Origin of the sequence: Asticcacaulis aquihabitans (assembly GCF_032490435.1) — a bacterium.
Classification (GTDB): Bacteria; Pseudomonadota; Alphaproteobacteria; order Caulobacterales; family Caulobacteraceae; genus Asticcacaulis.
In genome coordinates, this window is record NZ_JAVGWM010000002.1 from 41,452 (window position 1) to 66,182 (window position 24,731).

Sequence of the window (24,731 nt, forward strand, 5' to 3'; positions counted from 1 at the left end):
CTATCCGATCTTGTACACCAAACCAACATAAACCCGCCGCGCGACAAAATGGTTGTAGCCCCTCTGGGTGAAGGTTGAGGTATCGGTACTATAGCTTTGCTTAGATCCGTCGAGGATATCACTGGCGCTGAGGGTAAAGGTCAGGCGCGGCGTCAGGCGCCTTTTCCAAGTCGCATTGATCGTGTTGGTGGCAGACTCAGTGCCCTGGGGCGTAAGGCTTGGTCCCGTCACATGGGCGTCGAAGGCAAAATCGTTTGCCCCTGAGCTATAGTCCATGGCCAGGTTGGCGTAGTAGGAGAGCCCGGATTGATGCACCGGCACCGTCAGGTCAATCGTATCCAGTTCGAGGTAATAGACGCTGGCATCGGTACTTATGTGAAAGCCTTTGGGCAGGCGCCAATCAACAGACCCGGTAAGACCGGTCGACAGTCCCTTGCCGGCATTTTGCTTGCTGTTGAGGAGAATATTGTCGGCGGTAAAGGTGCGAACATCGACGACCGTATCTGTGCTTCTACGATAAAACACGCCGAAACTACGGCTCAAATCTTCACGGCTGCTTTCATAGGTCAGTTCCAATGACTTGACCGGTTGCGGCTTCAGATCGGGATTGCCGACGAAGAGGTTTTGGGCGTCCCAGTAGGTCGTATATGGACTGAGATCGCGTGGATCTGGCCTTTGCAGGCTTTGCCGGTAGCTGAGCGACAGGCTTTTGTCGCCGTCCAAGCTGTATTTCAGGTGCAGGCTGGGATTGAGGCTTTGGTAGGAGGCGCCCCGAATGGCAGTGCGGTGTTCGCCCTCCAGACGGGTCGTCACTGCTTCGAAACGCGCACCGATCAGGGCTTCCCACCGGCTCGCCCACGTTACCTGGGCGGTGACGTAGGCCGCTTTCTGGGTATCTACCACCTGGTAACGATGCGTAGCGTTAAAATCCACGGTTTCCGCATCGGTCAGCGGATCAACGCTGGCAAAATAATTGCCGATCCGGTTAGCGTCCCGGCGATATTCAATCCCGACGGTCACCTGACCTATGCCGGTCACCGGGCGGGCATAGTCAAATGTGGCCTGATCAAGATTATGGCCTGCCTTGTTCAATATGCGTTCGTAACCGGGCGGCGTCTGGGGGTAGACAAATAGGTTCCGAAACGACTTGTCGACCAGATTGACTGTGTCGCTGTGCTGTATTGCCGCCTTTACGATCGTATCGTCGTCCTGATGGTTGTAACCCAGAGTGAGGCTGCTGTCGGATTGCTGGTTAGGCCCCTTGGATATGCGGTGATAAGCGTCCGTTAGAGCGCCCCCCTCATAATCCTGGTGGAATTCATCGAAATAGGGCCGTGAGCGGCGAAAATTATAGGTGCCGGACGCGCTCACGCTGTCCGTTTCGCTCAGGTCGTAATCCAGACCCAGACTGGCATTTTGCACCCATCTGCGGACAAACACCTTTGAGGACTGCTGATTTTCTCCTGCCTTCCCGGTTAAAGGATCGCGCCAGTTCACATCGGATTGGCGGAATTTGAGATTTCCGTCACGACGCACGCCCAGACTGGCGTGCAAGGACAGCTTATTTTTTGTATAGTCGCCCGACAGGTTCACATTCCACAGGCCTTGATCGGTCGCGCTTGCGCGAACGGAGCCGTGGGCACCGGCCTTACGGTTCTTTTTAAGGACGATATTGATAATCGCACCCCCATTTGCAGCGTAGGCGGCGGACGGGTTTGTAATGACTTCGACGCTGGCGATGTCCGATCCGGACAGGGTCTGCAGCGCAACGGCACGGGTTTCCCCAGACATGACGGCGGATGGCTTGCCGTTGATCAGGACCGTGACATTGGGATTGCCCTTGACCGCGATACTCCCCTCCGCAGACACCGAGACCGTCGGCGTGGATTGCAGAACATCCTGCGCTGTTCCGTTTTCCGACTTTGGATTGTCGGCGGTGTTGTAGACGGTCTTGTCGATTTTCCGCGTGACCGCTTTCTTTCGTCCGGTCACGACCACTTGGGTTTGCGTATCATCTCCGGTCGCCTGGGCGGATGACGGGCCGGTCTCCTGAGCCGACACCCAGCCCGCCGAAGAGACAGCGACCGCGGTGGTCATCAGAAGTATTTTTAAAAACACGGCATATCCTCCGCTGTTCACCACATGACAACGATATTAACTTTTCATTAGGAATTGAGATCCGTCAGCCGATGGTCACGATTGGCGAGGACAGAGTGTGCTTTTGAAATAGCAGGCCTTTTTACCGAGCACAAACCATGATAATTGGGTTGAGGTATTAGAAAAATTTGGATCTAACGTGCCCCGGCCTCACTTGCCCCTCACCGCCCTGCGCGCGTTTGAAGCCTCCGCCCGGCACTTGAGCTTCACGCGCGCCGCCATAGAACTGCACGTGACCCAGGCGGCGGTCAGTCATCAGGTGAAACTGCTGGAAGACCAGCTAAGCGTCACCTTGTTCAAACGCCTGCCGCGAGGTCTGCGGGTCACGGCGGAAGGCGAAGCTCTGCTGCCGGTCCTGACCGAGTCCTTTGACCGCATGGCCGATCTGCTCGACCGGTTTAACGCCGGCTATGTGCGCGAAATCCTCACCCTGGGCGCAGTTGGCACGTTTACCGTCGGATGGCTTTTGCCACGGTTGACCGGTTTACGGGAACGGCACCCGCACATCGACCTGCGCCTATCCACCAATAATAATCGTGTCGATATCGCCTCCGAAGGCCTTGATTACGCGATCCGGTTCGGTAACGGCGCCTGGCACGACACGCACGCCGTTCGTCTATTCGACGCCCCCCTGTCGGTATTGTGTCCGCCCCAGATCGCCGCCGGCCTGCGCAACCCGAAGGATTTGTTCTCTCAGACCCTTTTACGCTCATACCGCCTTGATGAATGGTCGGGCTGGTTCGAAGCAGCCGGGCTAGGCAGCGGTCCTCCACTGACACGTGCCCTTATGTTCGACTCCTCCCTGGCCATGATGGAAGCGGCGGTTCAGGGCGTAGGCATCGCCCTGGCGCCTCCCCTTATGTTTGAGCGCCTATTGTCATCGGGCCAAATCGTCCAGCCCTTTGATATCTATGTTTCGCGCGGCAGCTACTGGTTGACCCGCCTTCAGTCAAAATCTGAAACCCCAGCCATGATTCAATTTCGCGACTGGCTAATGGACAACCTCCCAGCGGTCAGCGTGCGCTGATGCGGGTCACAATGTTGTCAGGTGCAACGATACGCGCGTCGGCGACCGCCGGTTGATGATCTCGTTCATATTAGGTTCATAATCGGACAGCTATCACGAACTGTAACGCAGTGTAACCGGGGAGCTTACATTTGCGGCGCGGGTGACGGTCAATTAACCGCCCTCTGCTTTCGGATGTTCCGTAGCGCGTCACAACCTCTCCCGAAATCACAAAATCCTGGGTAGCGACTATGTCGGCTGCCCGGGGCATGTGTTGCCAGACCATAAACCGCCTTGGCAAAAAGGAAACAAAATGAAAAAGCTCTCTCCCGCACATCTCGCGCTCGCGGCTGTACTGCTCGCGGCCATCGCCGGGTGTACGACGAAGCCTAAAACCGTCGCAGTGACGACTCCGCCGGCGACCACCGCGCCCGCCGAGACGCCCGCCTATGTTCCGCCGACGCCAACCGCTTCGCCGCAAGCCACCGGCGCCCGTCCGGGATCGGAACAGGATTTTGTTGTCAATGTTGGGGATCGCGTTTTCTTCGACACCGACCAGTCGAGCCTTCGGCCCGATGCCGCGGCCACAATCACGGCGCAGGCGGCCTGGCTGGTACGCTATCCGTCGGTGAAGGTGCGCATTGAAGGCAATGCCGACGAACGCGGCACACGTGAATACAATTTTGCTCTTGGCGCGCGTCGTGCACAGGCCGTCATTGATCTGCTTGTCAGCAAGGGCGTCGTCCCGGGCCGCATCACCAGCATCTCCTACGGCAAGGAAAGCCCGATCGATACGGGCGAAGGCGAAGACGCGTGGGCAAAGAACCGCAACGCCCACACCACGATCGTCTCCGGCGCGCTGTAGGCGTTACCAAAAAAACGCTTGGCTCCGGTATCCTCAGCGCTGCCGGAGCCAATGTTATTTGCGGCTGACGCCTCATTGCAGTCCCCTACGTCACGACTGAACGTTCAGATCGCAGACCATTCAGAAGAGTGCTAGGGTACGATTCGCTGAGAGGTTGACGAATGATCCAGGACGACAATGCGTGCCCCTCGTGTCAATCGCGAGATTTGACCTTAAAGTATAAATTGACCGACCCGGCTTACCACACGGCGCAGTGCAATGTTTGCAATTTTGTAGCCATGCACCCGTATCCGTCCGATCAGTTTCTGCACGATCACTATAAGAGCCGCGAACTGTATAATTCCGGTCACGACCCATCCAGTTATGAGCGTGCCGTGTCCGATCGCGCCGCGCTCATTGCCGGACTGCTCCGTCGCGCCGAGGTTGAACACACAACAGGCACATCCATCGACTTCGGCGCTGGGGTTGGCATTGCCGTCGCAGCGCAAAGATCGCTCGGCTTTGATGCCATGGGTATTGAAACCAATCCCGCCGCACAGAAGGTGGGCCACGAGGTTTTCGGTGTCGATATTCGCGACCTGACCCTGAGCGATATGCCAGGAGATTTGACACTTTTTACCGTGTTCGAAGTCCTCGAACACATCAAATATCCTCGCGAGTTCATGGCCGCCGTCCGCGCCAAGATGGCACCAAACGGCGTCATTGCCGGGTCTGTACCAAACTACAAAGGTTTGGCGCGATATCTGCGCGGTAAGGCGTCAATTGCCCTGTACTGGCCTGAACACGTCAACCAATTCACCCGCGAAACGCTCGCCGATACCCTGCGGGGCGCCGGCTTTGAGGTGGTATATATCGGGTTCCCGTCACCATACGGCATTGTCATGACGATCGGCCTGCGTACGTGGCTTCGGAAAAAGCTTCCCGCCGGGTCGTATCTTGAACGCCTGATCAAAGCAGTGACTTGGCTAAAGAAATACGTCGCCTATCCGTTACCCAATCTTTTCGCGGAAAAGACCGGCCTGCTAGGACACGGCCTTGTGTTCGTCGCCGTAAACCGAACACCCTGATTGTCCCGCGACAGAGCGATATCCTCACAAAAGCCGGTCTGACGACGCAGATGCGGACTGACGCAATATTGTTGCGCAAAATTGAGAAAAACGCGCAAAAGCGGCACCGGCTTCGCGTATTTCGTCGAAAAATCGACAGCACATCCCGTCTTGCCTATCATAGCCTGATCTTACCGCTCCCCCGGAACCTTGACCATGCTTGCCACCGCCAAATCACGCGCCCTCGCCTTGGGGATGGGCGGCGTTCTTACCATCGACCTGGCCGCCGTTGCGGCCAATTACCGACGCATTCAGGCGCAAGCGCCCACCGCACAGGTCTCCGCCGTGGTGAAGGCCGATGCCTATGGCCTCGGCGTCGAGCCGGTGAGCCACACCCTTTATGACGCCGGCTGCCGGCTGTTTTTCGTCGCTCACGCCAGCGAAGCCCTAATGCTGCGCCAAGAGCTTCCTGGCGACGCCGATCTTTGCGTTCTGAACGGTCTTCTGCCCGGGGCCGAAGCGGCCTGCGCCAATGCCGATATTATTCCGGTCCTGAACGCGCCGGACCAGATCGAACGGTGGGCGACGGAAGGTGTCGCCCGTGGCCGGAAACTACCCGCCATCCTGCAGTTCGATACCGGCATGTCCCGCCTGGGCCTTTCGCCCGCCGATTCTGCGCGTCTCAACCCGGACGCGCTTAAAGCGCGCTTCGACCTGCGTTTCCTGATGAGCCACCTAGCCTGTGCCGATGAACCCGCCAATTCGGCCAATGACCGGCAATTAGCGGTCATGCACGACATTGCCGCCCGCTTCGGGGATATCCCGGTCAGCTTCGCCAATTCCGGCGGAACCTTTCTGGGCCCGGCATACCAGCCGTCCATCATTCGCCCCGGCATTGCGCTTTATGGTGGCGCACCCCACGTCGGCGTGGCCAATCCCATGACCCCCGTCGTGCGGCTCGACGTCGCGGTCATCCAGACGCGCTCTGTGCCTGCGGGTACGCAAATCGGTTATGGCGGCACGTTCACCGCAACGCAGGAGATGCGCCTGGCGACCATTGCGGCGGGCTATGCCGACGGCCTGCCGCGCGGATTGAGCAATCGTGGCGCGGCCTGGCTGGATGGCGTCCGGCTGCCGATTGTTGGACGGGTGTCCATGGACAGCATCATCATCGACATCAGCGCCCTGCCGGCCGATGCCCTGGCGCCGGGCGATCTGGTCGAACTGATGGGGCCACACCAATCCATCGACGCCATCGCCGCCGATGCCGGAACCATATCCTATGAAATCCTGACGGCGCTCGGCCGCCGGTATTATCGCGACTATCTGAGGGCCACATGAATATCGTCATTCTCGGCGCCGGCGTCATCGGTGTCACCTCTGCCTGGTATCTTGCCAAGGCCGGTCATGACGTCACCATCATCGATCGTCAGTCGGGCGCAGCGCTGGAAACCAGTTTTGCCAACGCTGGAGAGATATCCCCCGGCTATTCGTCGCCATGGGCCGCGCCGGGCATTCCGCAAAAGGCGCTCAAGTGGCTGTTCATGGAACATGCGCCCCTGATCGTGCGGCCAACCCTCGATCCCGCCACGATAGGCTGGATGCTGGCCATGTTGCGCAACTGCACCCGCGAGCGCTATGCCCTGAACAAGGGCCGCATGGTTCGCATCGCGGAATATTCGCGCGACTGCCTTATGGACCTGCGCGCAGAGACCGGCATCCAGTACGACCAGCGCATGCAAGGCACGCTGGAAGTCTTCCGCACGCAAAAGCAGATCGACAATATCGGCAAGGATGTCGAGGTTCTAAGAGCCGGGGGCGTACCCTTCGAACTGCTCGATTCCGCCGCTTGCAAGGCCGTTGAGCCCGGCATTGATGCCTCCAAGATCGTGGGCGGCCTGCGGTTGCCCAATGACGAAACGGGCGACTGCCACAAATTCACGACGGAACTGGCCCGCCGTGCCGAAGCTCTGGGCGTCAAGTTTCTGTACAATGTCGACATCCGTTCCTTGCGCCATGATGGTGAGCGCATAGCGGCGGTTGAAACCGGAACCGGCGACATAACGGCTGATCTCTTCGTCGGCGCGCTCGGCAGCTATACGCCGAAACTGGTTCGCCCACTGGGCCTGGATCTGCCTGTCTATCCGGTCAAGGGCTATTCCATCACCCTACCTATCATCAATGAAGCGCGCGCGCCGGTGTCTACTGTAATGGACGAAACATATAAGGTCGCGACCACCCGACTAGGCGACCGCATCCGCGTCGGCGGTATGGCGGAAATTGCCCGTTTCAACCTCGACCTGCCCGCGGCCCGTCGCGCCACCTTGACCCACTCCGTCGAAGACCTGTTCGGCGGGGCCGGTGATCAAACACAAGCCCAATTCTGGTGCGGCCTGCGTCCCATGACACCCGACGGCACGCCAGTGATCGGACGGACGCGCTATCGCAACTTTTATCTCAATACCGGCCACGGAACGCTGGGCTGGACCATGTCCTGTGGTTCGGCACGAGTACTTTCAGACCTGATTTCAGGCGTTCGTCCCGCGATAGCGACGGACGATCTAGCGATCAGCCGATACAGCCCGGCATAAGTTATAACTTTCAGGAGACCTAAATGACCATTACCCGCATCGACCCCGGCGCCCGCATGAGCCAGGCCGTCATCCACAACGGCACCGTCTATCTGGCCGGTCAGGTCGGAGAACCCGGCACCTCCGTGGCGGAGCAAACGGCCTTTGCCCTGAAAGAGGTCGATGACCTGCTTGCCCAGGCGGGTACAGACAAAAGCCGGATATTGAGCGCCACCATATGGCTGGCCGATATGGCCGATTTCGGCACGATGAACGGTGTCTGGGAGGCCTGGATCGACCCGGCCAATCCACCCGCCCGCGCCACCGGCGAGGTCAAGCTAGCCTCGCCCGACTATCTGGTCGAAGTTATCGTGGTCGCCGCCCTGCCCTGAGTGCTCTTTACGCTTTCGCGGGTGCGGACACGCTTGAGCGATAAAGGGTTTCACCGCGATAATTACGGAAGGCAAAGGTCAAGGCGTCGTCAGACACGGTGACCATGGTGAAACCCGATTGCGCCGCGCAGAATTTCGTGCCTTCGACGGCCTTGACCGGACGGACTTCCGAACCCGCTCCGGAACAGATGATATCGACGCCGGCGCGACGGATGTGTTGCAGGTCGTGGTCATGACCATTGATGTACACTGGCACCTTGTGGGCCTGCAAAATGGGCAAAACCCTTTCGATCATTTCCGGCGTGTCACCATGTCCGCTGCCACCGGAATAGAGGGTGTGATGGCCAAAGACGATCTTCCATCGGGCGGTGGAGGCTCCCAATTCTTGATCCAGCCACGCCAGTTGCGCGGCGCTGTCCTGACTATTGACGTTTTCCCCGAGTTTGCCCGGCTTGTTGGCGTAGGCATGAACCAAAGGTGACGTATCGATCAAGAAGATATCGGCGGCGCCGAAACCGTGGTCCTGGCCGGACACCTTGTAATAACGCGACGGCATCTTCCACCGCGGGCTGGTAAGAGCATAATCCAGTTGCGCCTGCGGCACGCCGCGATAGTCGTGATTGCCAAGGGCAACATACCAGGGGGTTTGCAAATTGGCGCCGGTATAGATGTCTTCGAACGAGGTCTTCCATAGCGGGTCGTCAACCGACTGCACGCCGTCTTCGTAGAAATTGTCTCCGACGGAAACTGTGAAACGGCTGCCTGTTTCCCCTGCCGCGGCGTCCATCTGACGCGCAACATCGGCTTGGTGTTCCGTCCCGTTACGTCCCCAGTCACCGACGACCAGGAAAGACAGGTCATTGTTTTTTGCCAGAGCCCGACCCGACAGGGTCAAGCCAGCGGCGGCGGTCAAGCCAGCCAATACATCGCGGCGGTCGGTTTTCATCTCTGTCATCGGGAAGCTCCTTGATAGGTAAGGCATGACAGAGGAATATGACGGTTTAATATCGGGCGCTTCAGTTTCCCTTCAGGTCGCGCCCTTATCCCAAGACGCGGACCTGAGAAAGCGCATGCGCCACTCAACGCCATGCGCTATGACTCTACCAAGATGTCGCGGGAGTCGCGCCGGGATTTAACCGGAGTCTGGAATGAAAAATCTGATTCTGACCTGGCCCTTCTGGGCGCTTCTGTCAGCGGCTTTCGCTGCCCTGACCGCCATCTTTGCCAAGATTGGCGTGGAGGCGGTCAATCCGAACCTGGCGACCTTTATTCGCACAGCTATAATCGTCGTGGCGGCGGGTATCGCCGTCCTGGCCACCAACAGCTGGCAAGCGCCATCAGCGATATCCGGACGCAGCTGGCTATTTCTTGTCTTATCAGGGCTCGCAACCGGTGCATCTTGGTTCTGCTACTTTCGGGCGCTCAAGCTCGGAGATGCATCGCGCGTTGCCCCGATCGACAAGCTCAGCGTCGTCTTTGTCGCCATCTTCGCCGTCTTGTTCCTTGGCGAAAAGCTCAGTGTGCCGAACTGGCTGGGCGTCGCCATGATCGCCGGTGGCGCCATTATGGTCGCGTGGCGGACGGCCTAACAGATGCGTGTTCTGCTCGTCGAAGATGATGCGATGCTGGGCAAGGCCCTGTCTACGGGCCTCGTTCAGGCCGGTTATACGCCGGACTGGCTCACAGACGGCGAAAGTGCTGACGAAGCGATCAAAGCCAATAGCTACGCGGCGGTCATCCTCGATATAAACCTGCCGGGCATATCGGGGCTTGAGCTTCTCAAGGCGTTGCGCCGGACCTCCGACCTGCCAGTGATCATCATGACCGCCCGCGACGGGCTGGACGCCCGCATCGAAGGCCTGGACCTCGGCGCCGACGACTATATCGTAAAGCCCTTCGCCCTGTCCGAACTGCTGGCGCGGCTGCGCGCGGTACACCGGCGCAGTCAGGGACGATCCCAGTCCGTTATCGTTCTGGGCAATATCGAAATAGACACCGGCGCGCGCACGGTCCGCAAGGATGGCGAGTGGTTGAAACTGACCGCGCGCGAATTCCAGATTCTCGAGCTGTTGACGACGCGGACAGGGCGTATTCTCAGTAAAAGTGATATAGAGGCGCAAATTTATAGCTGGGACGGCGACTACGAAAGCAACACCATAGAGGCCGCCATCTACACCTTGCGCAAGAAGATCGGACGCGACCTGATCACCACGATCCGTGGCGTTGGCTATGTGGTCAATCCATGATGCCGAAGACGCGACGCCCCTCCCTCACTATCCAATTGCTGATCGGCATCGCCGCACCCTTTCTGATTGTCATCGGACTGATTGGGTTCATCGCCTATCTCAGCGCCCAGGATGAAATTTCGGAAGTGTACGACTCGCAACTGATCAGCGCCGCCCAGCAACTGGCGATCATTGCCCGAACTGACGGCTCCGCCGCCGACATGCGTGTCGGGCGCAATGATCCCCATCTGGCGACCGGCGACCAGGCCGCTTTGGACGATTATGCGCGCTGGCGCACCTACCGCGTCTGGCGCAAAGGGCAGTTGTTGCTGGCATCGGACGGCGGTCCTTCGGGATTGACGCCTCATCTGCCGACAGGGTTCAGTCAGTTGAAAACCGCAACCGGCGACTGGCGCGTCTTTACATTACGGGCGCCGGAAAACGATCTCACCGTTGTAGTGACAGAAAGCCTGGCGGCGCGACGCGAAGTCAGCGTCCGGGTCGTGTGGGGCCTTTGTCTGCCGTTGCTGCTTGTCCTGCCGGTCATTCTCCTGATGGTCTGGCTGGGCATTCGATTCGGGCTTAACGACCTGACACGCTTCGCCGCCGATGTGCGGCGCCGATCGCCAGACGATTTATCGCGGGTCGACCACGATACGCTTCCGGCTGAAATCGCGCCCGTCGCCGAGTCGGTCAACCTAGTGCTGGACAAGCTGGAACGCTCCTTGGCCCAGGAACGCCTGTTTACTGACAACGCCGCGCACGAATTGCGCACACCGCTGGCCGCCCTGGTCGTGCAGATGGACGTCCTGCGCAATGCCACCAACGACGCCGAACGGCAGCCGATGCTCGACGACCTGAGCCAGGGCGTGAACCGGGCAGCGCGCCTTCTTGATCAACTGTTGATTTTGGCCCGGGTGCGGCACACACCGATACAGCCTGTGCCCGTCAATCTGTATCAGGCCGCGAGTGATGTCATCCGGGACCATTACGCCAAAGCCAAGGCCAAAACGATCGAACTGTCATTGAACGGCGACGAAGAGGCAAGCCTGCTATCGAACCGGCCGCTACTGGCCCTGATGATCGGCAATCTGGTCGACAATGCCATAAAGTACGCGCCCAACGGTAGCAGCGTCGAACTGAGCGTAGCCGTCACCTCGGGCGGCGCATCGCTTGTCGTACGCGACCGCGGACCGGGCATACCCGAAGGTGAACGCGAACGCGTTTTCGCCCGCTTTTATCGGCTGAAGGGGCGCACGGAAAGCGGCAGTGGGCTGGGACTCGCCATCGTCAAGACGCTGGGTGACTTGCTGGGGGCGAACATAGTCCTGTTTACGCCTGCCGATGGCGTAGGACTCAGTGTAAAGCTTGAGTTTACGATATGACCGTTTCACCTCCCGGAAGGCATTTCAGTTTCGCTTCAGCTTAGCCCGGTAAAGCTTTTTGGCGTTTGAAAGGCCCCTGCATGTTCCCGACTGTTCGTTTCCAGCCGCTTGCTCTGGGTCTTTATCTGGCTATTTCAGGCTCGATCCTGACGGGATGCGCTTCGTATCAGCCGGCCCCGCTGAACATGGCAACGCTGGGTCAACCGCGCACGGGCCTCAGCGATTTCCCCCTCGATGCCGACCGCCCCACTCTTTTGCGCTTTGCCTTAAGCCATGATCCGACCCTCACCGCCGCACGCGCGGCTTTACATGCGGCGGAACAGGCTCAAAAATCGGCACGCAACCTGCCCTCCCTGTCGCTTACCCTCACCGCGGAATATTCGAGGGATGCAGATCCGAAAAAGCCCTGGCTCTACGGCGGGGCCCTCGGCATTCCGCTTGACTTAGGTGCCCGTCGACAGGCGCGCGTAACCGCCGCAGACCTGGCGGCCGTCAAGGCGCGCTATGCGCTTGCAGAAGCCGCGTGGCGCGTCCGGCAGCAGTTCCAAACGGCGGCCGTCGATGCGGATCTGGCGGGCCGTGAAGTCGGCATTGCGCAATCTTTACTCGACCGGCGTGCCGCCTATCTGGCTGTGCTTCAGGCGCGCGTCAATGCAGGCGAAGACGCTCGCGGTCTGGCCGCCCAGGCCGCACTGGATGTTTCGGGCGCGCGACAGGCCTTGGCGCAGGCCCAGGCCAATAAGACTCAGGCGATAGCCGCATTGGCACACCTTCTCGATACGGATCCGGCAACCGCCGAAAGCTTGCCAGCGATTGCGTTGGCACCGCTGGCTGAGGTCGACCCGTCCGAAGTGACGACGCGGATCGATGCCGCCTTATATGCCCGCGCCGACGTCCTGACCGCCGTCATCGACTACGACCTCGCCGAAAACGATCTGCGGCAGGCAATCGCCGCGCAATACCCCGACATCAACATCCAACCCGGATATACCTGGGAACGCGGACAGGTCAAATTGCCCCTGTCTCTCAGCTTGACCTTGCCACCGCTTGACGGAAATCGGGCAGTCATAAACGCCGCGCAGTCGACTCGGCTGGCGGCCGGAAAAACGTTGGAAGCCGTCGTCCGCAGCACGCGATCAACCGCAAGTCAGGCCGCCACGGCCTATGGTGCGGGCCTTGCCACGGCGCGTACGATCACGGACAGCGACCTTCCCGCCGCGCGCGACATGGCGGCGAGGACCGAACGGATGCGCACCGCCGGTGAATCCGACACGACCGAGGTGCAACTGGCGCAAATCAATGCCACGCAGGCGGCGTTGAGCGCCTTGCAGGCCGAACGTAACGCCCGCATGGATCGCCTGGCACTCGAAGACGCCCTGCATCAATCCCTAGACGCCACCGATACCCTTATATTGGCCGACGTCCTGGCCGAGACCGCGACGACCGAGGTACACAAGTGAAATTGCTGACCACCGCTGCCCTTACCCTGATGCTCGCCGCAAGCGCCGTCCAGGCGCAAGACACGCCCCTGCAATTGGACGGCAAGACCCAGACGCGGCTGCAAATCCGTGTCGCGCCCATTCAGCCGGCCCATAGTTCCGATGCGACCAGCGCCTTCGCGTCCGTTGCCGATCCAACCCCGCTTCTGACCCTCCTGAGTGATCTGGCAGCCGCGCAATCGGCCTATACGGCGTCGCAGGCGGAGGCGACCCGCAGTCAGACCCTAGCCCGCGATGCCAGCGTATCCGCGAAGGCGGCCGAAGCCGCCCAGGCCCAGGCGCGCGCCGACCAGGCAAAGGTGACCTTGCTCAGACAACGTGTCGGACTGGAATGGGGCGCCTATTTTGCGGGCCTGTCGGACACGGCCCTGCGGCAACTGGGCAGCGACCTGTCGAGCGGCAAGGCGGCGTTGGTGCGGATCGACACGCCTTCCGGACAAGGATTGAAAGGGGCCCGGTCGGCGATGCTTGATCTCGGCGCCATCGGGTCGGTAGAGGCCCGCGTGCTCGGCATTGCCCGGACCGCCGACGCGCGCTTGCAGTCGCCAGGCGTGATGACATTGGTCACCGGCGCAGACGCCGCGTATCTCGGCAAAGGCCTGACCATGAAGGCGTCATTATACGGCGGCGGCGGCACGACTGGCCTTTTGATACCGAACACGGCCCTGTTGCGCAGCGGCGGCAAGGTCTATGCCTATGTCAAGACTGGCCCGCAAACCTTTGTTCGGCGTATCGTCACGCCGGCGCGCGTCACACCCGAAGGCCTGATCGTCACCGCGGGCTTCAGCGCCAACGAATCCCTGGTCGTGCAAGGCGCTTCCGTCCTGCTCACCGCTGCCACCTCCCGCCCTGCAGACGAGTAGCCCCATGCTGAGTTCGCTTGTCCGGCTGAGCCTCGCCCATGCCCGCCTGGTTGCCCTGGCCGCCTGTTTGCTGCTTGTGGCTGGTGGTTTTACCCTCACCCGTGCCAATTACGATGTCTTCCCCGACTTTGTACCCGCCCAGGCCGAGGTGCAGACCGAAGCGCCCGGCTTGGCTGCCGATCAGGTCGAACAACTTGTCACCCGCCCGGTCGAGCAGGCAATCAATGGCGCCGCAGGCGTGCAGAGCGTCCGGTCGCAGTCCATCCAGGGGCTAAGTCTGGTCAATGTCACCTTCAAGGCGGGTGCAGACCCGTATCGCGCTCGCCAAATCGTTGCCGAGGCGTTGAACGAAGCCGCCGCGAACCTCCCCGCCGGGGCCAAGACGCCGAAGGTGGCGCCCCTGACCTCGTCTACCATGGACCTGCTCAAGGTCGGATTCGTCAGTGAAAAACTGGACCCACAGGCATTGCGCGATTTCGTGCAATGGCAATTGCGGCCACGCCTGATGGCCGTGCCGGGGGTGGCCCGCGCCACCGTCTATGGTGGCAGCGTGCGGCGCATTGAGGTACGCGTCAATCCGGAAGCCCTGTCTGCGCGTGGCCTCAGCCTGGACGACGTGTTCAAGGCCACGCAAACATCAACCGCGATGAGCGGTGGCGGTTTCATCGACACGTCCGAGCAGCGCATCCTGGTCGAGCCAAAGGCGCAGGCCGCCACCCTCGCCGATATTGCTGCCACGCCACTGCCCCCCGCTTTGGCCGCCGCAAACGGTCCGGCCGCCATCGTGCATATCGGTGACGTGGCCGAGGTCGTCGAAGCGCCGGCCCCGGACTTCGGTGATGCTGTCGTCATGGGACAACCGGGCGTGCTGATTTCCCTGTCGAGCCAGTACGGCGCCAACACCCTTAAAGTCACCCGCGATGTCGAGGCCGCCTTGGCGGACATGACGCCTGCCCTGAAATCGCAGGGCATCACCATGTCCGCCAATCTCCATCGCCCGGCCAACTTCATCGAAACGGCCCTGTCCGGCATTCTGGACGACCTGCTGATTGGCGCGGTGCTGATTGCTGTCATCCTGTTTGTCTTCATGCGTAACCTGAAGACCGTCCTGATTTCCTTCATCAGCATCCCCCTATCGCTTCTGGCAACCGTGATGGTGATGGACCGCATGGGGCTCAGCATCAATACCATGACCCTGGGCGGGTTAGCCGTGGCGCTGGGTGTCGTGGTCGATGACGCGGTGATCGACGTCGAAAACATTGTCCATCGTCTCCGGGAACGACCGGAAGACGCCAGCGTTACGGACACAATCCTGCGCGCGTCGCTGGAGGTGCGCTCACCGGTCATATACGCCACCCTCGTCGTCGCCCTGATCCTGGTACCAGTGTTGATGATGCACGGTTTGCAAGGCGCCTTTTTCGCGCCGCTTGCCCTGGCCTTCATCCTGTCGACCCTGATTTCCCTGGCCGTCGCCATTATCGTGACGCCCGCGCTCAGCCTGATTTTCCTGCAAAGGACTAAGCTTCCGGACGAGCCGCGCGCATTGGTCCAGCTGAAGGCCTGGCACGCCGGCGTTCTTTATCGGCTTTGTGACCGACCGCGCGTCCTGTTCGCGGCCGCTGGCCTGGTCAGCGCCGCCGCGATCGCGGGCCTTTTCTTTTTTTCCGGCGAATTATTGCCGTCCTTCAAGGAAGGCCATTTCGTACTGGGCGTATCGGCTCACCCCGGCACCTCATTGTCGGTTATGCGGCGCTACGGCGAATCCATTTCGCAGGATCTTTTGGCCATCGACGGCATCGCATCGGTGGAACAGCAGATCGGCCGTTCAGAAGGCGGCGAAGACACCTGGGGGCCGGAAAAGAGCGAGTTTCACGTCGAATTGAAACCGCGTCTGTCTGGCCGCAAGCAGGATGAGATCGAAGCCAGGATACACACCGTGCTTGACGGCTATCCCGGTCTGGAAACCGAAGTCCTCACCTTTCTGGGCGACCGTATCGGTGAATCCCTGACGGGCGAAACCGCAGCCCTGGCGGTCAATCTGTACGGCGGCGATGCTGACACGTTGGCGGCAACGGCCGCGCATGTATCCACTGAATTGTCCAAAATCAAGGCGGCCGGCGACGTCAAGGTCCAGACCCCGCCGTCAACACCCAGCGTGCATATCGATATCGACCGCGCTGCGGCGGCGCAACGCGGTCTGACTCCGGTGGATATCCTGGGGGCGGTGCAAATCGCCTATGAAGGCGCGACCGCCGCTCAGATTTACCGCAATGACCGGGTGCTCGATGTCGCCGTCACCCTGCCCAACGAATTGCGCCAGAGCCCGGAAGGCGTGGCCCAGTTGCTGGTGCGCGGGCCTGACGGATCGGTCGCGCGCCTCGGCGATATTGCCCAGGTCACGCTGGGCGAAAGCCGGACGATCATCTCACACAACGGCGGCCGGCTGGTTGAGACGGTTACGGCCAATCCGGCCCCGGCCGACGTCGCCACCGTTACCCAGGACGCGCAGCGCGCGATAGAGGCGCATGTCAAACTACCGCCAGGCGTCTATGTCGAATATGTCAGCGTCGCCGACGACGCAAATGCAGCCCGCAACGAATTGCTGTTGAATACCGCCATGGCGATCGTGGGGATCATCGCCCTTCTGACCCTGGCGTTCGGCAGCGCTCGCGCCGTGGCTCTTGTCGTCGCCTCGGCGCCATTCGCTCTGGTCGGTGGCGTGGCCGCCGTCGCCTTGACAGGCGCCAGCCTGTCGCTGGGTTCGCTCGTCGGATTCGTGACCCTCATCGGCGTGGCCGCCCGCAATGCCATCCTGCTCCTGGCCCATGTCCAGCAATTGGCTGAAGACGGTCACGACTGGTCGCTGCAAACCGTCGTTCGGGCGACCCAGGAACGGGTCACACCCATCTTGATGACCGCACTGGTTACGGCCTTGGGCCTGTTGCCCCTCGCCTTCGGCACCGGACAAGCGGGCCGGGAAATCCAAGGTCCTATGGCCATTGTGATCCTGGGCGGCCTGATTACCTCCACCCTTATGAGTCTTCTGGTCCTGCCGGCCATGATCTGGAAATTTCGTCAACCGCGCAGCGCCACGTCCACGCCGAACACGTAGCTGCGAGTTTACACCATTGCGCCAATCACAGCGTCGTGCCGAAGATATGACCGACCCCGGCCGTCACCGCCATGGCGATTGCGCCCCAGAAGACAACGCGCACCACGGCCTTTGTCACTTTGGAGCCACCAGTTGTCGCTCCCAGCGCCCCTAGTAGACCCAAGAAGACAAGCGCAGATGCCGTAACCGTCCATACCGCAAGCGGGCGCGGACTTAAAAGCAGGGCGACCAGCGGCAATATGGCACCAGAGGCGAAGGTTGCGGCCGATGTCAGCGCGGCCTGGACCGGGCGGGCTTGCATGTGTTCGGAAATGCCCAGTTCGTCCCGCGCGTGGGCCTCCAGCGCATTGCTGGCCATCAACTGGGTCGCAACGACTTCGGCCAGTTCCCGCGTCAATCCGCGCCCGACATAGATCTGGGTCAGCTCTTCCAATTCGGCAGCCGGGAAATCCACCAGTTCCTGACGCTCTCGCTCCAGATCCGCCCGTTCGGTATCGGCCTGAGAACTGACGGAGACATATTCTCCTGCCGCCATGGACAGAGCACCGGCGACCAATGCCGCCAGACCGGTCAGAACGACGGTGCCCTTATCCGACTGCGTTGCCGCGACACCGACAATCAAGCTGGCGACGGAAATAATGCCGTCGTTTGCACCCAGCACGGCGGCACGAAGCCAGCCAACCCTGGAAATGAAATGCCTTTCGTGAGCGGCATGCTTAGCGGCCATGATCACCTCCAAAGTGTGGAGATCAACTTAGAATGCCAATGACGGCCTGACAAGCCTCCCCAGCCCCAAAGGCATAAAAAATATCAATGTGATCAATAAGTTGAGAATGCCTCTGCGTTCAGTTCTCACAAGTGAGCCCATAGCCCTGTCATCGCCTCAGGACGAATATTCGGACGTATCCAGCAGGGCCAGACGTTTGTCGCTCAATCCGCTCACCGCGTTTGCGATCATGATCAGGCACAGGACAGCCGACAGGGCGGTGGCGACGCCAAAGCCGTACCACGGGCTGTGAAAGGCATCGCTGACCGCGCCCATGACAAAGGGGGCGACCGCCGCACTAAGGCAGGTGAAGAACAGGATTACACCACTGACGGCGCCGTGCTGCTGCTTGGGGAAACAGCTTATCCCCTTCGAGTTCAAGGTGGGATAGATCACCGACATGAACAGGCCCGACACCGGCAGACTGATAATGGCCACCGACGCGCCGCCGATGATCGCGGCGCAGAAACAGACGCAGATGGCGGCGGAGCATATAACTAAGACGCTGGTCCATCTGAGTTTGGCGAGCATGGCCGCCCCCAGGAAACGGCCTGCCGCCCGCAGGATAAAGAAGATCGACAAGGCATAGGTCGCCAGAAACAGCCACGATCCGCTATAGGCCTTAAGCAGGGTCGGCATCCAGACATAGATGGCCGCCTCCACGCCGACATAAAGCATGGCACCGACGCTGAATGCCAGGGCGAAGGGGTCGGCCAGCACCTTGAGAGTGACGCCCAGACTTGGCGGCGCATCCGCATGACGGACGCTGTGCGGATATTTCACAACCTGGGCCACGACGATGAGGAGCAAGCACAAGACGCCCGCGATCACATACAGCCACTTCCAAGACAAGCCGGCATGAAGCAGTTGCGTGACAAGGGCGGGTCCGATAATGGCGCCCACGCCAAAAAAGCCTTCGACCATGTTCATGGTCCGCGTGTGACTGGCCGTAGATGAGGATATATCGCCGATCAGGGCCAGGGCGCCGGTTTTGAAAATCCCGATCGCCGCCCCGGAAACAAAGAGGAGCACGAGGAAAAAGCCGAAGCGGTCGCCGACAGCGAACAGGAAGGCGTTCAGGGCAAACAAAACCAGGCCCAGCATGATGGTGCCCTTGCGCCCCAGCCGATCGGCCAGGAAGCCCAAGCCCAGTCCGGCCAAGGCTATACCGCCCATAGTGGCATACTGGAAGGCGCCACCCTCGGCCATGGTCAGGTTGAAAGCCTTGATCACTTCGGGAATGATGACGCCGACGCTATCAGTGGTCATGGCAAACATCATGAACATCAGATAGGTCAATATTCGGATGGCGCGCAAAGATGCCTGTTCCGGCCGAGCGTGAGAGGTGGACATGGTAATCGCCTTTATCTCTTTAGGTATGAAGCCGGATCATGACGGCGCTCTGGGCCGGGACGGTCACCCTGTACTGGCCGGTAAACGCACCCATTTCCTTATGCAGCCACAGATCGCGAACCTGCAAGCGCGCCTGCGACGGATAGCCGATATCGGTCCAGGCGGCAGTGATCGTCTGCGCCGTCTTGCTACGGTTCAAGAGCACGAGTGCCCGGCCGCCGTCGGACAGCGGCCTAGCCCAGACCTCCTGGTCGCCATTCCGGTACACTCGGCGCCCCTGGACGCCCAACACGTCCTGATCGACGGCGATGACATCGTGGTTGGTTAGGATATCAAGCGTCCCCGCGTCCATATGGGCCAGATCATTGCCGGCGATCAGCGGGGCAGCCAGAATGGCCCACAGACTAAAGTGTGCGCGATACTGGTCCGGCGTCATGCCGCCATTGCCAACTTCCAGCATGTCGGGATCGTTCCAGCCGCCGGGTCCGGCATGGCTGTACAGATTGGCCTGGCGGTCGAGAATGTCCAGCACGCCGAACCAGTCGCCATGGTTGCCTTCCCCTTCCCAGTTGTCCCAGATATCGCCTGTGGTGCGCCACATATTGCCACCGACCGCACGCCCCCATTCCCATGGGTCATGCTTGCCCCACTCGCATATGCTGAACAGGATCGGCCGACCGGACTTCGCCAAGGCATCGCCCATCAGCATATAGGACGACCGCGCATCCTGCGTCGCCGTATTGCACCAATCGTATTTAAGATAGTCGACACCCCATCCGGCATAGGTACGCGCATCCTGATATTCGTACCCCCGGCTGCCGGGCCGGCCCTGGCAGGTCGCAATTCCGGTATCCGAATAGATGCCGAACTTCAGACCCTTAGCATGAATATAGTCACCGAGAGCTTTGATTCCCGACGGAAATTTAACGACATCCGCAACAATATTTCCGTTGGCGTCACGCCCGGTTTGCCAACAATCATCGATAACCACATAGGTGTACCCCGCTGCCTTCATGCCCGAGGCCACAAGGGCATCGGCGACAGCTCGGATCTTATCTTCGTCGATGTCGCACCCGAACTTGTTCCAGGAATTCCATCCCATAGGCGGCGTGCGTGCCAGGCCGTTATCGGGGACATGGAGCTGGACGCCGTCTTCGGCGTAGGCGGGACTGACGACGCGAACGAAAAGGCACGCCGCAAACAGCACCTTCATCAAGAGTTTCAACATGAGAGTGCTTCCTGTTCAGCCTTGCAATAGCGGTCGATATAGGCCCTGTGAGTTGGCAACCCGGCGGCGGCCGCGGCCATGGCCTCGCGCAGCTTGTCGAGCCAGGGCGCGGCATCCAGCGTTCGATAGGCCATGAGCGGGTCGGCCTTTTGGGGCCTATTCAATTGTCCGACCTGCACGGCCAGCCATGACGCCGGTCCGAACAGTTCGAAATCACGCTGGATCAACCGGCCATATTGGCGGAAATGCTCGATTTTTTCCGTCAATGTGTCGGGGATGTCCATGGCGGCGCAATAGCGCCACAACGCGCTGTCCGTTCTGGTCGTCAGGCGATAGTGAAGAATGATGAAATCGCGAATGCGCTCGATCTCGTTGATCGACACACGGTTATACTCATCTCTCGTCATCGGATCGAAATCCAGATCCGGAAAGAAGGCCAGCAATTTGGCGATGCCGGCTTGTATGAGGTGCAGGCTGGTCGATTCCAGAGGCTCGATGAAACCGCTCGATAAACCGATAGCGATGACGTTACGATTCCAGAACAACCGGCGGCGACCGGTAACAAAACGCAGATAGCGAGGCGTCGCCAGGGTGTGGGCGTCCAGATTGGCCATGAGGTCGTCTGCCGCAGCCTGATCGCTGATGTGATCGGCGGCATAGACATAACCATTGCCGGTCCGGTGTTGGAGCGGGATGCGCCATTGCCAGCCGGCTTCGCGCGCAGTGGCGCGGGTATAGGGGATAGGTTCGGGCGTGGCGGCGCACGGTACGGCCACGGCGCGGTTGCAGGGCAGCCATTTCGTCCACCCACAATAACCGGTGTTCAACGCGCCTTCGATAAGCAGGCCGCGAAACCCTGAGCAATCGATAAACAACTCACCGTCAATGCGGCGACCGTCGTCCATTTGAACGGAGGTAACATGACCGGACATGGCGTCCAGTGCGACGTCCGATACCTTACCTTCCAAACGCTGAACCCCGCGAGCCTCGGCATATTCACGCAAGAAACGCGCATATAGCCCGGCATCGAAATGGTAGGCGTAATCGTAGGTTGACAAGACGTTGCGCTGATCGGCGGAGGGGGGCGCGAACCGTCCCCGTGACGCGGCGGCCCACGCCATGCAATAGTCATCCAGGCTGGAAGCCCTACCCGCCTCAAACGCCCGTTGCCAGAAGTGATGGGCGTTGACCGTATCGAACGGCCGGCCATAGGTGCCGAAGGGGTGAAAATAGCTATGGCCGCGGCGCCCCCAATCAACAAACTGTATGCCAAGTTTGAAGGTGCCCTGGGTCCGCTTGAGAAACGCATTCTCATCCAGCCCCAGGGTCTGATTGAACATCTTGATAGGAGGAATGGTGGCTTCGCCGACACCGACCGTGCCGATCTCTTCGGATTCGATCAGCGTAATTTGGCAGCCGGTCTGTAAGGCATTGCTGAGCGCCGCCGCCGTCATCCAGCCAGCGGAGCCACCGCCGACAATAACGATCTTGCGAATGCTGCGATCTGTCGCGGTCATGGGCGGACGCCTGAAGAAAAAGAGATGCCTGAAAAAGAGGAAAGAACGGACACTGCCTAAGCGGACAGTGTCCGTTCAGCCCGATCCCGGCGGGTGAGAACCGGGATCAGGGTCTGTTAGAACGTGTACCGTAGCGACGCCGTGACCGTACGCCCCAGCACGGCGGAATTCGAGAAAATTCCCGATGTCGCACTGGTTTGCAGGAGATTGCCGCTCCCGCGGTAACCAAGCGTATTGAAGAGGTTATTGGCGTTCAAAGCCAATTCCAGTCCGTCGGTCGGGCGGAACTTCAACACGCCATTGACGAAGGTCTGACCGTCGACGTGCTGACCGCTGGAGGCATAACTTTTGCCCTGGCCGTTAATGCTGACACCGACCGAGACCTTGCCGACCGTGTAGGATGGAGACAGCAGGAAGGTATAGTCCGGTAAGGCTCCTGGCGCGATGCCGGTGGATTTGACCTTGGCGTCGATGATCGTTCCGTCACCGTACAGGCTGAAGTGACCATAGCGCAGGTTTCCGGACAATTCGAAGCCATGGGCGGAATAGTGCTCGCTGATGACCGGGTCCAGGCCCAGGGTGATACGGGTAAAGTCGTAATTGTTGTCGGTCAGGTCGGCCGTGAAGTAGGTGGCTTCAAAGTCGTAGGCCACATCATGGAACCGCGCCTGACGCTTGACGCCGATTTCCTTTTGTTCGACGAAATTGACCGCAGTGGTCTCGCCCTGTGCGTTCAAACTGCCGTCAGCATTGAAATTGCCGCCCAGAATCCGCCGGTCGGCATTGAATCGGCCACCGCGACTGGCGCGGGCGAACAGGTTTGTGTTCGGCGTCAGTTTGTAGAGGGCGCCGATCGACCAGGAAGTATACTTCTTGGTATAATCAAGAACTTCGGGCGTTCCGCCTGCAATCAGGGAGGGTAGAACAGCGGTTCCGAGCGCATCGGTCACCGTCGTGTTCGGGCCGGTAACACCGCCTAAGGCGCTGCCGCTTGCCTTGATCGAGTCCTGACGGATGCTGGCGTCGATATCGAAAGGCCCGGTGACCAGGTCGAGCGACAGATACGGCGCGTCATCGACATAGGTCAGATCGTAGGCCCGCGAACAGCAGCTGCCCCAGTTGTCGTTAAATCCGGCCTGGCCCGCGGCGGTCAATTGTGTGCCCGTACCGTTCGGCCCTGTAAACAGATCGAGTTGGGCCGGATTGTCACCGCTCAGTTCGGCATAGGACCGGTTGACATGCCAGTCCTGTGCGATTGTCTGGCGCATATAGAACCAGCCCGCCTTGGCCGTGAGCGTACCAAAGCTCAATTCGTGCTTTCCGGTCAGGGTCAGGTCGTTCACGAAAGACCCCATATCGCTCATATTGGTGTCGATATTGGGATTGTTGTTCAGATAGGTGCCGGTATAGGCCTTGCCCTGATTGGGACCGTTGGCATACAGGATGGACCCGACAGTGCGGCCATTAACGGTGGAGCCGATGACACTGGCGGTGGTGGCTACGTTCAGGAACTGCGTGCGGAACGTGCCGCTTTGTTCGGTCCAGCGCAGAGCGTCGTGAACGGACAGATTTTCGCTGAAATCGTATTGATATTCGCCGCCGATAGCGGTTGACTTGACGTGAATACCTTCCATTGGCACGGTTTCGAGCTGACCTGAATTGTTCAGGACCTGGAAGGTTTGGTTATAGATGGATTGGTTACCGTCCGTGCGGGCGTCGAAATTCGGCATGGGCTTGAAGCCGGTGATGGTGTTGCCCGAAAGTGTCGCGATCGAGGGCATGGTGGTATAGGTCGGCTCCTTATCGTCCAGGCGCTTGAACGTCAGGCGGATATAGCCTTTTCCACCATCCAGCTCCTTGGTGATGTTCCCTTTGATCTGATATCCCTGCTCGGCGTTGTAGCCGATATGGGTGGGGCCGCTGCCGTTCTTGACGAACCCGCCGACATGGAAGCGCAGGGTATCGCTGATGTGGCCGCCGTAAGCAAAATCGATCTTGGTTTCATCGAAGCCCAGACCGCGCGACAAGGCAACCATGCCGCCGTCACGCGTACCGGTGTCGCTGATATAGTTGATAATGGCACCCGGCGCCTGAGAGGCGAAGGTGGACGCCCCGCCGCCGCGAACTGCTTCGACGCGCTGAACCGTCGCATCATAACGCGTCCAGTAGTCGTTATTGCCAAAATTCATGTCACCGAACAAAACGGTGGGCAGGCCATCTTCCTGCAACTGTACAAATTCCGACCCGCCGGTAACCACCGGCAAGCCACGTACGCCGATATTCGAATTGCCGCCCGGCCCCGCTGTGTCCTGAGCCTGGATGCCCGGGATCAGGCGAAAGACTTCGGCTTCCGACCGGGGCGTAAAGTCTTGAATCTGCTGGGCGGAAATTGCCGAGATGGACATAGAGGTCTGCATCTTGGTCTTATTATTGCGCCCGCCCGTGACGATCACGGTGGTGGCGGTGTCGTCGGCCGGCGCTGCTTTAGCGGGAGCCGCCTCATCCTGGGCCAAGGCATGACCACAGGCCAGGGCCGCGCCCAGCACGGCCAGAGAGACGCCCTTAACCAGACGTGCATGGGTATTTTTTGAACTGTTCATCCTGGTGCTTCCTATATGCAGAAACGGATTGCCTTCTATTGGGACATTTTCCGGCGCTGCGTGATGAGCCTGTTGATAACAGCGATAGGCCTTTGTACAATCGTTTGCAATAAAAATGCGGCCTCGTCCGTGCATTGGCCGCGGAAA

At 59.9% G+C, this 24,731-nt stretch carries 19 protein-coding genes; 12 read left to right on the forward strand and 7 right to left on the reverse strand.

Annotated features, from left to right (window positions below):
- Complete coding sequence (locus RCJ00_RS07275) at positions 1 to 2,097, reverse strand: TonB-dependent receptor (RefSeq protein ID WP_316221131.1); 2,097 nt, start codon at positions 2,095 to 2,097, stop codon at positions 1 to 3.
- A gap of 199 nt (positions 2,098 to 2,296) precedes the next feature.
- Here RCJ00_RS07275 and RCJ00_RS07280 point away from each other — a divergent pair, with 199 nt between their 5' ends.
- The 6 genes from RCJ00_RS07280 (at position 2,297) to RCJ00_RS07305 (ending at position 8,036) form a co-directional block, all read left to right on the forward strand.
- The gene (locus RCJ00_RS07280) at positions 2,297 to 3,184 is read left to right on the forward strand and encodes a LysR substrate-binding domain-containing protein (RefSeq protein WP_316221132.1); all 888 of its coding nucleotides are present in this window, start codon (positions 2,297 to 2,299) and stop codon (positions 3,182 to 3,184) included.
- Between the two features lie 292 nt (positions 3,185 to 3,476).
- On the forward strand, positions 3,477 to 4,028 hold the full coding sequence (gene pal / locus RCJ00_RS07285; RefSeq protein WP_316221133.1) for a peptidoglycan-associated lipoprotein Pal: 552 nt from the start codon (positions 3,477 to 3,479) through the stop codon (positions 4,026 to 4,028).
- 224 nt (positions 4,029 to 4,252) lie between these two features.
- Complete coding sequence (locus tag RCJ00_RS07290; RefSeq protein WP_316221134.1) at positions 4,253 to 5,095, forward strand: class I SAM-dependent methyltransferase; 843 nt, start codon at positions 4,253 to 4,255, stop codon at positions 5,093 to 5,095.
- 195 nt (positions 5,096 to 5,290) lie between these two features.
- Positions 5,291 to 6,415, forward strand: a complete 1,125-nt coding sequence (gene alr, locus RCJ00_RS07295) for an alanine racemase (protein WP_316221135.1) — start codon at positions 5,291 to 5,293, stop codon at positions 6,413 to 6,415.
- Positions 6,412 to 7,665, forward strand: a complete 1,254-nt coding sequence (locus RCJ00_RS07300; protein WP_316221136.1) for a D-amino acid dehydrogenase — start codon at positions 6,412 to 6,414, stop codon at positions 7,663 to 7,665. The genes alr and RCJ00_RS07300 overlap by 4 nt, the downstream gene beginning before the upstream one ends.
- A gap of 23 nt (positions 7,666 to 7,688) precedes the next feature.
- Positions 7,689 to 8,036 carry a RidA family protein gene (locus RCJ00_RS07305; RefSeq protein WP_316221137.1) on the forward strand — a complete coding sequence of 116 codons (348 nt, stop codon included), beginning with the start codon at positions 7,689 to 7,691 and terminating at the stop codon, positions 8,034 to 8,036.
- A gap of 7 nt (positions 8,037 to 8,043) precedes the next feature.
- Here the strand turns inward: RCJ00_RS07305 and RCJ00_RS07310 are convergent, their stop codons facing one another.
- Positions 8,044 to 8,991 carry a purple acid phosphatase family protein gene (locus RCJ00_RS07310; protein ID WP_316221139.1) on the reverse strand — a complete coding sequence of 316 codons (948 nt, stop codon included), beginning with the start codon at positions 8,989 to 8,991 and terminating at the stop codon, positions 8,044 to 8,046.
- Between the two features lie 193 nt (positions 8,992 to 9,184).
- On the opposite strand from RCJ00_RS07310, the gene RCJ00_RS07315 reads away from it, so the two are divergent.
- The 6 genes from RCJ00_RS07315 to RCJ00_RS07340 all read left to right on the forward strand — a co-directional run bounded on the left by RCJ00_RS07315 (position 9,185) and on the right by RCJ00_RS07340 (position 17,120).
- A complete protein-coding gene (locus tag RCJ00_RS07315) occupies positions 9,185 to 9,625 on the forward strand; it encodes an EamA family transporter (RefSeq protein WP_411267527.1) in 441 nt (146 codons plus the stop codon).
- A 3-nt stretch (positions 9,626 to 9,628) separates the two neighbouring features.
- Positions 9,629 to 10,282 carry a response regulator transcription factor gene (locus RCJ00_RS07320; RefSeq protein WP_316221140.1) on the forward strand — a complete coding sequence of 218 codons (654 nt, stop codon included), beginning with the start codon at positions 9,629 to 9,631 and terminating at the stop codon, positions 10,280 to 10,282.
- Positions 10,279 to 11,646: an ATP-binding protein gene (locus RCJ00_RS07325; protein WP_316221141.1), complete on the forward strand. Its 1,368-nt coding sequence runs from the start codon at positions 10,279 to 10,281 to the stop codon at positions 11,644 to 11,646. Before RCJ00_RS07320 ends, RCJ00_RS07325 begins: the two co-directional genes overlap by 4 nt.
- Before the next feature lie 80 nt (positions 11,647 to 11,726).
- Entirely contained in the window at positions 11,727 to 13,106 is a 1,380-nt protein-coding gene (locus RCJ00_RS07330; protein WP_316221142.1) for a TolC family protein, read from the forward strand.
- A complete protein-coding gene (locus tag RCJ00_RS07335; protein WP_316221143.1) occupies positions 13,103 to 14,008 on the forward strand; it encodes an efflux RND transporter periplasmic adaptor subunit in 906 nt (301 codons plus the stop codon). Before RCJ00_RS07330 ends, RCJ00_RS07335 begins: the two co-directional genes overlap by 4 nt.
- Positions 14,009 to 14,012: 4 nt before the next feature.
- Positions 14,013 to 17,120 (forward strand): efflux RND transporter permease subunit, encoded by a 3,108-nt coding sequence (locus tag RCJ00_RS07340; protein ID WP_316221144.1) that lies wholly within the window; start codon positions 14,013 to 14,015, stop codon positions 17,118 to 17,120.
- A gap of 25 nt (positions 17,121 to 17,145) precedes the next feature.
- Here the strand turns inward: RCJ00_RS07340 and RCJ00_RS07345 are convergent, their stop codons facing one another.
- The 5 genes from RCJ00_RS07345 to RCJ00_RS07365 all read right to left on the reverse strand — a co-directional run bounded on the left by RCJ00_RS07345 (position 17,146) and on the right by RCJ00_RS07365 (position 24,584).
- Positions 17,146 to 17,847 (reverse strand): VIT1/CCC1 transporter family protein, encoded by a 702-nt coding sequence (locus tag RCJ00_RS07345; RefSeq protein WP_316221145.1) that lies wholly within the window; start codon positions 17,845 to 17,847, stop codon positions 17,146 to 17,148.
- A 156-nt stretch (positions 17,848 to 18,003) separates the two neighbouring features.
- The gene (locus tag RCJ00_RS07350; protein ID WP_411267533.1) at positions 18,004 to 19,245 is read right to left on the reverse strand and encodes an MFS transporter; all 1,242 of its coding nucleotides are present in this window, start codon (positions 19,243 to 19,245) and stop codon (positions 18,004 to 18,006) included.
- 13 nt (positions 19,246 to 19,258) lie between these two features.
- Entirely contained in the window at positions 19,259 to 20,467 is a 1,209-nt protein-coding gene (locus RCJ00_RS07355) for an alpha-galactosidase (protein ID WP_316221147.1), read from the reverse strand.
- Complete coding sequence (locus RCJ00_RS07360; protein WP_316221148.1) at positions 20,461 to 21,984, reverse strand: tryptophan halogenase family protein; 1,524 nt, start codon at positions 21,982 to 21,984, stop codon at positions 20,461 to 20,463. The genes RCJ00_RS07355 and RCJ00_RS07360 overlap by 7 nt, the downstream gene beginning before the upstream one ends.
- Before the next feature lie 116 nt (positions 21,985 to 22,100).
- The gene (locus tag RCJ00_RS07365) at positions 22,101 to 24,584 is read right to left on the reverse strand and encodes a TonB-dependent receptor domain-containing protein (protein ID WP_316221149.1); all 2,484 of its coding nucleotides are present in this window, start codon (positions 24,582 to 24,584) and stop codon (positions 22,101 to 22,103) included.
- Positions 24,585 to 24,731 lie beyond the last annotated feature (147 nt).

Excerpts from the sequence above, each read along its gene's own strand:
- RCJ00_RS07365 (WP_316221149.1), bottom strand. The coding sequence starts at position 24,584 with ATGAACAGTTCAAAAAATACCCATGCACGTCTGGTTAAGGGCGTCTCT.
- RCJ00_RS07360 (WP_316221148.1), bottom strand. The coding sequence starts at position 21,984 with ATGACCGCGACAGATCGCAGCATTCGCAAGATCGTTATTGTCGGCGGT.
- RCJ00_RS07310 (WP_316221139.1), bottom strand. The coding sequence starts at position 8,991 with ATGACAGAGATGAAAACCGACCGCCGCGATGTATTGGCTGGCTTGACC.
- RCJ00_RS07315 (WP_411267527.1), top strand. The coding sequence starts at position 9,185 with ATGAAAAATCTGATTCTGACCTGGCCCTTCTGGGCGCTTCTGTCAGCG.
- RCJ00_RS07355 (WP_316221147.1), bottom strand. The coding sequence starts at position 20,467 with ATGTTGAAACTCTTGATGAAGGTGCTGTTTGCGGCGTGCCTTTTCGTT.
- RCJ00_RS07340 (WP_316221144.1), top strand. The coding sequence starts at position 14,013 with ATGCTGAGTTCGCTTGTCCGGCTGAGCCTCGCCCATGCCCGCCTGGTT.
- alr (WP_316221135.1), top strand. The coding sequence starts at position 5,291 with ATGCTTGCCACCGCCAAATCACGCGCCCTCGCCTTGGGGATGGGCGGC.
- pal (WP_316221133.1), top strand. The coding sequence starts at position 3,477 with ATGAAAAAGCTCTCTCCCGCACATCTCGCGCTCGCGGCTGTACTGCTC.
- RCJ00_RS07330 (WP_316221142.1), top strand. The coding sequence starts at position 11,727 with ATGTTCCCGACTGTTCGTTTCCAGCCGCTTGCTCTGGGTCTTTATCTG.
- RCJ00_RS07325 (WP_316221141.1), top strand. The coding sequence starts at position 10,279 with ATGATGCCGAAGACGCGACGCCCCTCCCTCACTATCCAATTGCTGATC.
- RCJ00_RS07305 (WP_316221137.1), top strand. The coding sequence starts at position 7,689 with ATGACCATTACCCGCATCGACCCCGGCGCCCGCATGAGCCAGGCCGTC.
- RCJ00_RS07275 (WP_316221131.1), bottom strand. The coding sequence starts at position 2,097 with ATGACCACCGCGGTCGCTGTCTCTTCGGCGGGCTGGGTGTCGGCTCAG.
- RCJ00_RS07345 (WP_316221145.1), bottom strand. The coding sequence starts at position 17,847 with ATGGCCGCTAAGCATGCCGCTCACGAAAGGCATTTCATTTCCAGGGTT.
- RCJ00_RS07320 (WP_316221140.1), top strand. The coding sequence starts at position 9,629 with ATGCGTGTTCTGCTCGTCGAAGATGATGCGATGCTGGGCAAGGCCCTG.
- RCJ00_RS07300 (WP_316221136.1), top strand. The coding sequence starts at position 6,412 with ATGAATATCGTCATTCTCGGCGCCGGCGTCATCGGTGTCACCTCTGCC.